Raw genomic sequence first — 12793 nt, 5'->3', positions numbered from 1 at the left:
TAAATAAAATAAAACATTTTAACTTACATGTAAATACTACTAATATATGAAATACGTACCATTGTATCATAGGAACAGGAAACTATCACACCACGATATATTAGTACAACTAAATTACAAATTAGAATCTTTAATTTTATATAAATATTATTTATAGGTACAATTAAGTATAGAAATGAGTAAATACTATATCATTCAATTTTTTTCTAGTACTATTGAATCGAACTGGAGGCTGAACAATGGACTTAAAATTACAAGAAAAAAAAGCACTTATTGTTGGAGGTAGTCGAGGTATTGGTAAAGCTGTTGCCCGCCAGCTAGCTCTTGAAGGTGTAGATTGTACGATTTGTTCAAGAAATGAATCCACGCTAAAGATTGCAGCAGAGGAACTGGCACAAGAAACTAGTCGAAATATTTACCCAATCGTAGCTGACACTACCGATCCAGACTCCATCTTAAATCTAGTAGAAAAATCAGCAGCAAAAATGGGAAGCATAGATATACTAATTAACAGTGGAGCCCGCGTTGGTGGTCATGAGCCTGAGGACTTTAATAGTATTAAAGAAGAACTTATTATAAAGGATTTTGAAGAAAAATATATGGGGTATTTTCGTAGTATTAGAGCCGTTGCGCCACATATGATTGAAAACAAGTGGGGACGAATTATTAATATCAGTGGACTAGCTGCTAGGATTGGTGGCAATTACTTTAGCTCTGGTCCACGTAACGCATCTGTCGTCCATTTAACAAAATCTGCATCAATGGAATTAGGAAAGCATGGAATTAACGTCAATGCAATCTATCCTGGAATTGTTGATACTGAAACTTTTAGAGACAAAGTAACGAATGAAGAAGCAATTCAACAAGTTAAATCACTAAATTCTCTCGGTCGCTTGATTACTCCTGAGGAGATTGCTTACGTCGTTACTTTCCTAGCATCACCTTTATCAGCATCAATAACTGGAGAAGTAATACCAGTAACTGGTGGCATCGGAAATACCGTTTATTTTTAATATACTTATTTGAAATGGTTTTACGGTTTCATAGTTTATAAGTTAATAATTCAAAGAAATAGAGCCTCACAATTTTTGAGGCTCTTTAAGTGCGTAAACAAATTCCTAAAAATTGATTCTCACACTGATTGCAAGCTTTTGTCACAGTCTGATCGTAAAAATTTATCGATCTTAGAAACCGTCGATTCAATATTGTTCGAAAATATTGCCATATGTGCAAAATAGCCGTGGATCATTCCAGGTTCACACACATATTCAACTTGTACTCCAAACTGTTTCAGCCGATTGGCATAGGCTGCTCCTTCATCCCGTAGTACATCATTTTCCGCCGTAATGATTAATGCTTTTGGAAGGCCACTTAAGTCTTTTGCTATTAACGGAGAAGCGTACTCATCCGTCTTATCCTCTTCATTGCTTAAATAATGAGTTCGGAACCAAATTAGCTGTTCTCGATCTAAACCAAATCCTTTCGCAAACAACTGATGTGATTCTGTATTGAACTCAAGATTCGTTGGGGGATAAATTAAAACTTGTCCCGCAATGCTAGGACCTTTTCTGTCTCTTGCAATCATTGTAACGACTGTAGCAAGATTTCCACCTACACTATCTCCACCAACGATCAATCTAGAGACATCCCCATTAAAGGAAATACCATTTTCATAAACCCATTCCAAAGCTGAAAATGCATCTTCCACTGCTGTTGGAAACTTATATTCTGGTGCAAGGCGATAGTTTACTGATACAACAATCCTCTTTGTTCTATTAGCAATTAAACAACAGCTTGCGTCCGTTGATTCAATATCCCCAAGAACCCATCCCCCTCCATGATAGTATATGAATATTGGAAAGGGACCTTGACCTTCTGGCATGTAAACTCGACAATTAATTTCTTCATTATTACTGACTGGAATCATAAAGTCCTCTACTTTTGATAATCCTTCTAGATTTACAAGAGGACGAGGTGACTTTGATAGCATTTCTCTTACAATTTTGGGTTCCAGTTCATGAATAGGTGGCATCTGTTTTAGTACACTTAAAAACTTCTCCGCTTGCGGATCTAACTTTGCCAAACAATATCATCCTCTCTCGTTTTATTTTTATACTTTTATCCAGACAATTAGTCAATCTAAATGATAAATTGGTGATCTTATTCATGTCATCCCTGAATAAAATCACCAATTACTTAATAAGCTAAATTTCCCTGTTCTTTAACTATTTATGGGTGCCCCACCAATATAAAACTCAAAACCTGGAGCAATTTTACGACCATTTGGCATCATAAGCCATAATCTTAATAAATGACGTTTTTTACCCTCTTCCTCAAAATCTTCAAAATGAGTACGTGAATGGAAAACAGTATAATTATTAACGAATTGCATGTCACCTGGTTCCATCATCATATCGATATGGAAGTTTTTATCATGAGTAAGGGAATCAATAAAATCAAATGCTTCAATTTCCTCTTTCGACAAATGGATACCTGTTTTCGTTTGTGCAGATTGGACATACTGGCGAATATATCTGCAGCTTAATTTACCATCGAAATAACTAAAGATTGGTGATTGAACGACAGGTGATTGACCTGGCGTTTCCTCCCCGCGAAGGTCATGGGCAAATGAACGATAGAGAATTTCAAGATATTCTGGGCGTTTTTCCAGAATTTCATTATAGATCGACATCGCACTCGCGATACTACTTAAACCACCAGATTTGGCTTTACGAAGACATAGTAAACCAACCACATCAGCAAGGTCTGTATGATAATCAAGATGTACATTCGTTTGGTAGCCACGTACTTTTGTATTATCTTTAAAGTCCTTGCCTACATTTTTAATATGACCTAGGAGTTCCCCATTTTTACTTTGAATGATTGGCAGTCCTAAATGGAGTCCAAGCCCCCAGTAAATGATACTTGCTTCTTCATCGGAATATCGATCCATTGGCAATCCACGGATTAAAAGAAAACCTCTTCCATTCTCTAATTCGTCAACAAAGTACTTAATTTCGTCAGCTAAATCAGGAATTGGAAAATCATCCTTTTTAAAATCAGGTGCTTTTAACCCTTTTTGTTGAACATATAATACGGCCTTCTCAAGTGCAGCAATTGTTGTATCGGTTAAAAAATAAATCCATGATTCATCCTTAGCAAGATCAATACCTTTCCAAGCAGATCGCCCTTGAATTTTTTCATTTAAAATGACTGACATTAAAACTCCTCCTTCGAAATTGAAGATTATTAATTTAATTGCCGAATAGTTTACTTGCAGATCATTCCTTAACTACTCATTTGCTCCCCCGATTCATTTATTGCGTTTCTTCGATTTGCGGGATGTACACCAAGCCAAAATACGATTCCTATTATCAGCATTCCTAATGAAGAAAATCCAAACGCGTAATGATAACCAATTGCTTCAGTTAGTGAATGTTGAATAAAGTATCCGAAAACAAGTGGAGCAATAATACTAGATATACTTGCAAAAGCAATGAATGCCCCCTGTGCTTTACCAATGTTCTCGGGAGAAAAGAACTCCATCAATATAGCAGAAGCAAGTGAAAGGATTACATACGCAAAACCAGGTGCGAGTGTAAAGAAAACAATAGACATCGTAACTGAATTCACGGTTATTGCTAGATATAGACAAATAGAAGATAACATCATCATGATACCCGCAAGATTAATACGGGCTTTACGAATATTGCCTGTTTTGCGGTAAAGACGATCAGATAGCATAGAAAATCCAATTTGACAAAAAGCTGCAAAAAGAAAAGGCAGGGATACCGCTAGTTTTAAAGTCTGAGAGTCAAACTGTTGAATTTTTGTAAAATAAGACGGGAACCATACTGCCTGAATGGATAATAACCAATATGCACATCCACCGCACAAAACGGTTAATATAAAGTTTTTAGAAAATAGATACGGAAAAAACTGTCGCATTGATACTTTAGGTAGGCTAGGCTGGTGCTCCGTTTGATGCATGGCTGGTAGTCCAATTTCTGTTGGACTTTCTTTACCGAAAATTAACCATAAAACTAACACGATTAGTCCAAGAACTCCCATCATTAAAAATGCCGATTTCCATCCTTGTTTATCAATTAATGATATTAATAAGGGAGAAGCGATTGCCGAACCCCCGGTCGTTCCTAAAAGAACCGCACCAAAACCTATACCATGCCTATGTTTTGGGAACCATTTTCCCATGATTGCTGTAGAAAGAGCAGGAGCTGGACCTTCACCTAATCCTAAAAACATTCTTGTTATCAAAAGCAAAGTTAGGCTAGAAGCAAAAGGAGTTGCAAACTGCACAATTAGCCAAACCAATGAAAGCCATGTCAGCATTTTTTTTGTATTTTTTGAATCAGCCATTCCTCCAAGTATTATTGAAGAAAATGTAAAAAACCAAAAAAATGAACTTCCTACAACTCCCCATTTTGTTGGACTTAAATGTAATTCTTTCATTAAAGGAACAGAAACCAAACCAATGATAATTTTATCGACTTGGTTGATCATACCGGTAAGAACTAGAAATAATAAGATTACCCAAGCATACTTTGGAGTTTTTGACATACAAGTATATCCTCACTTTTCACTATTTAAGGAACACCTTTTCCAAAAAAGGAAAAGGTGTTCACACTCATTCTTACAGAAGTTAAATTACTTTAAAGTTTCAACAATACCGCCCGCTGTTTTATTACGTGCAGGTACACCGCCACGACCCGGTTTTCCAGTATTTTCGTCAAAAAACATTGCGAAATCCGGAGAAATTTCACGGCCATTTGGCATTGTGAGCCATAATCTTAACAAATGACGTTTTTGATCTAGTTCTTCATAATCTTCGTATTGAGTTCGTGAATGAAGAACCGTGTAATTATTTACAAATTGCATATCACCTGGTTCCAGCATCATATTGAAATGTAAATTTTCATCATGAAGTAGAGAGTCCAGTAAATCTAATGCTTCAATTTCAACTTTTGATAGCTGGATACCCGTTTTCGCTTGTGCTGACTCGATAAATAAACGAACATATCGGCAACTTAGTTTTCCATCATAGTAACTAAAAATTGGTGACGTAAATATTGGCGATTCTCCTGGCCCCTCTTCTCCACGGCGATCAAAGTTAAACGGACGACATAGTATTCCTAAATATTCTGGGTTCTTCTCTAGAATTTCGTTGTAAACTGCCATCGAGCTTATAATGCTACTTTCCCCCCCTGATTTCCCTTTTCGTAGACTTAATAAACCTACTACATCAGAACCATCAGCATGAAAAGGAAGATGCAGTTTCGTTTGGTAACCACGAACGTTTGAATTTGCTAAACTAAGACCTTGATCTCTAACGTGCCCTAAAAGTTCACCATTTGCATTTTGCGATACTGGAGTACCCATATGAAGGCCAAGTCCCCAATAAATGATACTTGCTTCTTCATCTGTATATCCTTCAATCGGTAAACCTCGAATTAATAGAAATCCCCTTCCATTCTCAAGTTCTTCAACAAAGTAATCAATTTCATTTAAAAGATTTGGAACTTGGAAGTCTTCTTTGTTAAAATTTGGTGCTCTTAACCCTTTTTGTTTAACATGTGCTAGTGCATTTTCAAGCTCAACAATTGTTTCCTCAGATAAGTGATAAATCCAAGATTCATCTTTTGCTAAGTCTGTTCCTTTCCAAGCTACTTGCCCTTTAACCTTTTCCTTTAAAATTGTTGACATAATGAATCCTCCCTTTATGAATGATTTATTTGTTTACTTCACTTCAGTCAATTCTCTTAACTCTCTACGTAAAATCTTCCCAGTTGAATTCTTTGGTAGCTCTTTAAAAAATTCTACATATTTAGGAAGCTTGTATTTAACTAGCTTATCTTTACAAAATTGAATAATATCGTTCTCTGTAAACTGTTCATCTTTAACTACGACGTATGCTTTTACACTTTCTCCGTATTCTTTATTAGGTACGCCAACTACTGCTGCCTCTACAACTGCGGCATGTTGATATAGTACTTCTTCCACTTCACGAGGATAAACATTGTAACCTCCAACAATAATCATGTCCTTCTTTCGGTCAAGAATGTAGATGTATCCATCTTCGTCCATTGTTGCGAGATCACCGGTGTAAAACCACCCGTTTTTAAAAGCAGCCAATGTAGCTTCCTGCATTCCTAAATATCCCTTCATTACATTTGGTCCTTGAACAACCAATTCTCCAACCTCGCCTCTTGGTAATTCTTCTCCAAATTTATCAACTACTTTGCTTTGAACAGCGGGAATATTTCTTCCGATTGAACCTGGTTTCCTAATTCCTTTTAATGGATTAATTGCAACAAGTGGGGCTGTTTCAGAAAGTCCATATCCCTCTAATATAGGTACATTGAACTTACTTTCAAATTTTTGTAGAAGCTCTACAGGAATCGACGCACCACCTGAAATACAAATACGAATGGATTTGAAATGCTCCGATGAAGCTTCAGGTAATTGATTAATAAAATTGTACATCGTAGGTACTCCTGCAAATACCGTGGCATTTCTTTTATGAATGGTACCTACTACATCAACTGGGCTGAATTTAGGCTGAATTATAACTGTTGCGCCACAAGTAATCGATGCGTTCAAACAAACTGTCATACAGAAAACATGGAACATTGGCAGAACAGCCACTACTCGGTCGTTTTCATCCAGTTCAAGTAATTTAGAAATAGAATCTGCATTCGAAGCCAAATTTCGATGTGTTAACATTGCACCCTTTGGTTTGCCTGTAGTACCTGATGTGTACAGAATAACTGCTAGATCTTCTTGATCAATAAATGGACTTCCAATTACACTTGTTCCTGATTTCATAAGGTGTTCCCATGTCCATTCCTGTTTCTTTGCTTCTGTATAAATGACTAAATTTAGATTAACCAACTGTTTCTTTAGATCTGATAACGTTGGCTCAACAGATTCATGAGCAATAACCGCTTTTACTTGACTATTTTCTAATATGTAGCTGATTTCATCTTGGGTAAATAAAGGATTAATTGGAACAAGAAATGCACCTAGTCGCAATATTCCATAGTAAGCAATGAGAAATTCTGGGCTATTTCCTAATAAAAGGGCAACTCCATCTCCTTTGCCGATTCCTTGTGCAGACATTCCGGTAGCAAATTGATTTACAAGCTGATTTAATTTCCTATATGTAACACACTGATCACCATACATATAAGCAATACTATCCGGGAAATTAATAGCGCTTCTATTTAAGATTTCGTATAAGTTATTGCTCATTAAGTGAATTCCCCCCTTCCAACCGCTTGAAAGCGTTTTATAAATTAATTATTTTGAATATTTAAAATATTACTACACTAAGTATACTCATAAATAAAAATGAAATAAAATTAAAGATTTTAATTTGTATGTAAGTCTAACTAATATTAAGATGTTATTCATATAATAAGGTCCCATTAAAACACACTTTAAGATTCACCTAGCTCTAAAATAAAAAAACAAAGCCAAAACTTAAAAAGGCTCTGTTTATTTATAGTTAAATTATAACTTCTTTTTCCACCTATCGTATTTCCTTATCATAACTATAATAATAATTTATTTTCCTTATGATAAATGTTTCGATACGATAATAACATAGAACGCCACGAGGAGATGGACAAGATGGAACAAAAGGCAATAATCAATACAAAACCAGAGCAACAAAAAAAGCCTATTAAACAGTTAAATGTAGCAATGATCTATGGAGTGGCTTTTACATTCATCATAGCTGTTTTAGGTTTTCTATTGGCAAAGTTACCAGGGTTCGATCATGTTGGACCACTTGCATGTGCCATTTTACTTGCTTTAGTATATAGACAATTTTTTGGTTATCCTGAAAAATTACGCGCAGGAATTCAATTCTCTTCAAAAAGACTTTTAAGATTTGCCATCATACTGTACGGATTAAAACTAAACATGGTTGTCATTTTTAGTGATGGTTTGCCTTTATTACTAAAAGGGGCTGGAACAATTATATTATCGATTGTTGTTCTTTTGCTTATAGCAAAATGGCTTAAAGCAGACTTTAATCTGTCCTTATTATTAAGTATTGGAACAGGCATTTGTGGCGCCGCTGCAATCGCTGCCGTATCTCCAATAATAAAATCTAAAGATGAAGACACAGCTATGGCCGTTGGGATCATAGCATTAGTCGGCACAATTTTTTCCATCATTTATACTCTAATCTATCCTTTATTACCGATTAGTCCAACTGAATATGGAGCTTGGGCTGGAATAAGTCTTCACGAGATTGCTCATGTTGCTTTAGCAGCTGCTCCTGCAGGTCAAGATGCTCTCGCTCATGCATTGCTTGCCAAACTTTCTCGTGTTTTTCTATTAATTCCGGTTTGTTTTATCCTTTTATTCTGGATGAAGAAGAAAGGAAAATTAGATGGAGAAGCAAAATTGGAGTTTCCATGGTTTTTAATTGGATTTGTAATTATGAGTTTTGTAGGGAGTTACGTCCTTGGAAAAGAAGTTCCAGTATCTAAAAATTTCATGTCAGACATTGCTGTTTTTACATCATTTATCTTAACAATGTCAATGACTGGCTTAGGATTAAATATTAACCTAAAAGAATTACGTACGAAATCATTACGCCCTCTAATTGCCATATTCATTACATCAATTCTACTATCTTTCATAACATTTATTTTAGTTTAAATAGATATACATTCTTAATTGGCAACCACTTTTCCCTATATATCAATAAATAAAAAAATCAGAGAATCTAAACGGCAGTTTCTCTGATTTTTTTCTTATTTTATAGTGTCTATAATACGTTCGGTTTCTTATGTTTTGCTTTTTTCATTGCGTTTAATAAAAATCCACCTTTAAACCTTCTCGCTTCATATGAAATAATAAAGGCACTTGGTTCATACTGCTCAATAAGACCCATTAGTTCAGGTTCTCTATTACGTTTTGTTAATATATCCAAATGATAACGCTCGCTATCTCTTCCTTCTCCTTGAAATACTGTTACGCCGAATCCTTCCTCACGAAGTCGGTTAATAAGTAATTTATTTTTGTTCGTTAAATTAACTACTAATGCCGTGTAACCGATTGCTAAGCGGTTTTCTACGTAACTGCCAATTAGAATGCCTATCCCAAATCCGACCGCATAAACAACCATTGATACAGTACTTTGGTCTCCGGAAAAAACAAGCGATAATCCAAATACGTAAATAATTGCTTCCACAAAGCCGAAAAACGCAGCAGCCATACTCAGCCCTTTAACTAAAAAAATAGTTCTTAATGTTAAAATAGGTACATAAATCAATTGCAATAATAAAATAAGTAAAATATCTTTCAATGTAGACACCTCAAAGTTTAAATTTTGGACAGCAGATTTAGGTATTTATTTGTTTCATCCTAAGCCTTGCTTTTAAACTTTTTGTTAAGGAATCAAAGTGAAAGCCTAGTAGAAAATTACTATAATAATATAGGTAAATTGATGAGTACACAGTGTGATTTTTTTTGTATAATTTACCAGTTTAGTACTTAATTCAACTTGTTCATTTAAATTCCTGCTTTTCTTTCAAAACATTAAAAGATTACTGTTAAAATAAACCAACATTTTTCTTACTAATTCATTTACTCATGAAACTGTTATGAGTTTGCTCTTTTCAACTTCTTACTTGTTTACTTACTCATGAGCCTTTTCTGATGTTTTAATTTTTATTCACACGCAAAAAAGAAGATCTACTCAAAAAGTAAATCTTCTTTTATTTATTGCCCATTATTCCATTCCAAAAGAAGTCTATAATCTGTTCAGCCATTTCATCTATTGTAGAGAAAATTGAATTTTGATCTGTATCCTTATAATTTCCAACCGATAAAATTGCTAAGAACAATTGGGTATAGAATGTTGGATTACCTTTAGGTATTTCTCCATTCTCTATTGCCGTTGCCATTGCTTTTTCGATCACATTATACATCATTTCTTCCGCTTTATTCATCTGTTGTAATTGCTCATCTGATAAAGAGACTTTCGCTTCTTTCGTAAAAGCTTTTAAATCAATTTCAAAAGTTGCTCTTAAATGGACTTTTACCATTTCGTTGAGATTTTCTTTTAACGATTTATCTGTAGATAAAATCTCAGCAATTCGATCACTTATTCGAAGCATCATTTGAACCATTGCATCCGTAAAGAGATCTGCTTTTGTTGGATAATAATAATAAACCGTTGCTTTGGTTACACCACACTTCTTAGCTACGTCATCCATTGAAACTAATTGATATCCGTTTTGAAGAAACAATTGGATTGCATTTTCAACGATTGTTGTTTTTGTAGGCTTTTTTTTTGAGTCCTGTGGTGGTCTTCCAAGAGGACGTTTAATTTGTTCCAATGTGCTTCTCTCCTAACCTTTTATTTCCCCTTCATTATAGCATAACAAAAGTTCTTGATTAATTAACTGACCAGTATATATAATTAAGTTAATAAATTTTACGTGAGGTGAATTCCATATGAAACAGCACCCCTTTCATTCTTGGGGCAAATTTGTAAGTAGTAAACGTACAAGATGGATAACATTGTTGGTGTGGGTTTTATTAACGGTTGTATTATCATTTTCTTTTCCATCTGTAAACGAGGTAGAAAACAATACTGCAGATAACTTACCTAAGCAATCCATGTCTCAAAAAGCGGATCAGCTGATAAAAAAAGAATTTCCAACTGATTCTGGAAATCCTTTATTAATTGTTTGGAACCGTAAAGACGGACTAAATGAGGACGATTACAAAGTCATTCAAACTGTTTATAAAGAACTTAGAAATAATCCATTAAAAAATCAATTAACATCTCCGTCATATGATTTAATGCCTATCCAGGCAATTAAACGAAGTTCTTCAGAGGATGGTACTACAATCATTACAGCCGTTCTTTTTGATAAAAAAGCAGATGATAAAGTACTACAAAAAAACATCAACAAAATAGAAAAGCTAATTAAAAACAATTCTGGTGAAGACCCGGTAAAACGAAAATTAACAGAATCAGGTCTAAAAGTCCGCTTTTCTGGCCCGGTTGGTATTCAAACAGACGCTGTAAGTTTATTTTCACAAGCCGATGTTAAACTTTTATTGTCAACAGTATCACTTGTATTAGTTTTCTTAATCCTTCTATATCGTTCACCAATTATGGCAATTGTCCCGTTAATAGTCGTTGGTTTCTCATATGGAATTGTAAATCCATTATTAGGCTTTTTAGGTGATAAAGGTATTATAACGGTAGATTCCCAAGCCGTTTCGATTATGACAGTTTTATTATTTGGTGCAGGAACTGATTATTGTTTATTTTTAATATCTAGATATCGTGAATATTTACTTTTGGAAGAAAACAAATATAAAGCACTTCAACTCGCAATCCGAGAATCTAGTGGAGCCATCTCAATGAGTGCTTTAACAGTCGTTATTGGATTAGGTACTCTCTTATTAGCTCAATATGGTGCTTTCCATCGTTTCGCAGTACCATTTAGTTTGGCAGTCCTTATTATGGGTATTGCTGCAATTACAATCCTACCTGCCCTACTTTCTATTTTTGGTAGAGTTTCATTTTTTCCTTTTATCCCAAGAACAGAGGAAATGGAAGCATTAAGAGCTAAGAAAAAAGGCAAATCAATTAAGAAATCAAAAATCAAAGTAACATTTAATCAAAAAATAGGAAAAGTAGTTACTCAAAAACCTTGGACAATTATTCTAGTCTCGATCATGCTTTTAGGAGGGCTAGCTCTATTTGTACCTCGAGTACAATACACGTACGATTTACTTCAATCATTTCCTAAAGATATGCCTTCAAGAGAAGGTTTTGATTTAATATCTGACCATTATTCATCAGGTTTATTAGCACCTGTTAAAGTAATAATCGATACAGAAAATAAAAATATCCCTGTAAAAAAAGAATTAGAATCACTTTCATTCGTAAAAGATGTATCTGATCCTATTACAGGTAAAGAGAATAAAAAATTACAATTATATGAAATTTCTTTAGTCGATAATCCATATTCTATTAAAGGATTAGAGAGAATCCCTCAACTAGAAAAGAAAATTAAGAAACTATTGAACGAATATGATATACAACAAGTAAATAAGCATTACTGGATTGGTGGAGAAACAGCAACAAATTTAGATACAAAAAATATAACTGAGCAGGATGAATCCGTGATCATTCCGGTAATGATTGGATTAATTGCATTATTACTGTTAACTTATTTACGTTCCTTTACAGCGATGATTTACTTAATTCTAACCGTCATATTATCTTATCTTTCAGCATTAGGTGCTGGCTGGCTAATTCTTCACTACGGATTTGGGGCTAGCGCGATACAAGGTTCGATTCCATTATATTCCTTTGTATTTTTAGTAGCATTAGGTGAAGATTACAATATATTCATGGTTTCGGAAATATGGAAAAATAAAAAGAAACAAACTCATCGCGAAGCAGTTTCTAATGGCGTCGCAAAAACCGGGGCTGTTATTTCATCTGCTGGATTAATCTTGGCCGGTACATTCCTAGTATTAGCAACACTACCTATTCAAGTATTAGTTCAATTTGGAATTGTTACTTGTATTGGAGTATTAATTGATACATTCATAGTTCGTCCACTTTTAGTTCCAGCAATTACTACCGTATTAGGTAGATTTGCATATTGGCCAGGTGAACTTTCGAAAAAAGAGTATGATTCAAAACTAGAAATGCAAATAGAAAAATAACGATAAAAAAGCACCACAATGCATGCTTTAGAGAAAATGATGCGTTGTGGTGTTTTTG

General features: G+C 34.6%; 10 protein-coding genes. 3 read left to right on the top strand and 7 right to left on the bottom strand.

Going from position 1 to position 12793, the window contains the following annotated elements:
* The first annotated feature begins 239 nt into the window (after positions 1-239).
* The gene (locus tag V5E38_RS00435) at positions 240-1013 is read left to right on the top strand and encodes an SDR family NAD(P)-dependent oxidoreductase (protein ID WP_499211766.1); all 774 of its coding nucleotides are present in this window, start codon (positions 240-242) and stop codon (positions 1011-1013) included.
* Positions 1014-1132: 119 nt separating this feature from the next.
* Here V5E38_RS00435 and lipP1 read toward each other — a convergent pair whose 3' ends face one another.
* From lipP1 to V5E38_RS00410, 5 genes are all read right to left on the bottom strand, one after another.
* Positions 1133-2083 carry an alpha/beta hydrolase gene (gene lipP1, locus V5E38_RS00430; protein ID WP_499211765.1) on the bottom strand — a complete coding sequence of 317 codons (951 nt, stop codon included), beginning with the start codon at positions 2081-2083 and terminating at the stop codon, positions 1133-1135.
* A 138-nt stretch (positions 2084-2221) separates the two neighbouring features.
* Complete coding sequence (locus V5E38_RS00425) at positions 2222-3220, bottom strand: TauD/TfdA family dioxygenase (protein ID WP_499211764.1); 999 nt, start codon at positions 3218-3220, stop codon at positions 2222-2224.
* Positions 3221-3288: 68 nt separating this feature from the next.
* A complete protein-coding gene (locus tag V5E38_RS00420) occupies positions 3289-4578 on the bottom strand; it encodes an MFS transporter (protein WP_499211763.1) in 1290 nt (429 codons plus the stop codon).
* A gap of 87 nt (positions 4579-4665) precedes the next feature.
* Positions 4666-5721 (bottom strand): Fe(II)-2OG oxygenase family protein, encoded by a 1056-nt coding sequence (locus V5E38_RS00415; RefSeq protein ID WP_499211762.1) that lies wholly within the window; start codon positions 5719-5721, stop codon positions 4666-4668.
* Between the two features lie 33 nt (positions 5722-5754).
* On the bottom strand, positions 5755-7269 hold the full coding sequence (locus V5E38_RS00410; RefSeq protein WP_499211761.1) for an acyl-CoA synthetase family protein: 1515 nt from the start codon (positions 7267-7269) through the stop codon (positions 5755-5757).
* A 381-nt stretch (positions 7270-7650) separates the two neighbouring features.
* On the opposite strand from V5E38_RS00410, the gene V5E38_RS00405 reads away from it, so the two are divergent.
* Positions 7651-8691, top strand: coding sequence for a YeiH family protein (locus tag V5E38_RS00405; protein ID WP_499211760.1), 1041 nt, complete (start codon positions 7651-7653; stop codon positions 8689-8691).
* 109 nt (positions 8692-8800) lie between these two features.
* On the opposite strand, the gene V5E38_RS00400 is transcribed toward V5E38_RS00405, so the two are convergent.
* Positions 8801-9340 (bottom strand): DUF2179 domain-containing protein, encoded by a 540-nt coding sequence (locus V5E38_RS00400; RefSeq protein ID WP_499211759.1) that lies wholly within the window; start codon positions 9338-9340, stop codon positions 8801-8803.
* A 412-nt stretch (positions 9341-9752) separates the two neighbouring features.
* Positions 9753-10376, bottom strand: a complete 624-nt coding sequence (locus tag V5E38_RS00395) for a TetR/AcrR family transcriptional regulator (protein WP_499211758.1) — start codon at positions 10374-10376, stop codon at positions 9753-9755.
* Positions 10377-10494: 118 nt separating this feature from the next.
* On the opposite strand from V5E38_RS00395, the gene V5E38_RS00390 reads away from it, so the two are divergent.
* Complete coding sequence (locus tag V5E38_RS00390; protein WP_499211757.1) at positions 10495-12735, top strand: MMPL family transporter; 2241 nt, start codon at positions 10495-10497, stop codon at positions 12733-12735.
* Positions 12736-12793: the final 58 nt, after the last annotated feature.

Source organism: Rossellomorea sp. GAMAL-10_SWC, from assembly GCF_049568075.1.
Lineage (GTDB): Bacteria > Bacillota > Bacilli > Bacillales > Bacillaceae_G > Gottfriedia.
Note: the sequence above shows the minus strand (reverse complement) of the source record. Positions and strands in the feature narration are given on the sequence as shown.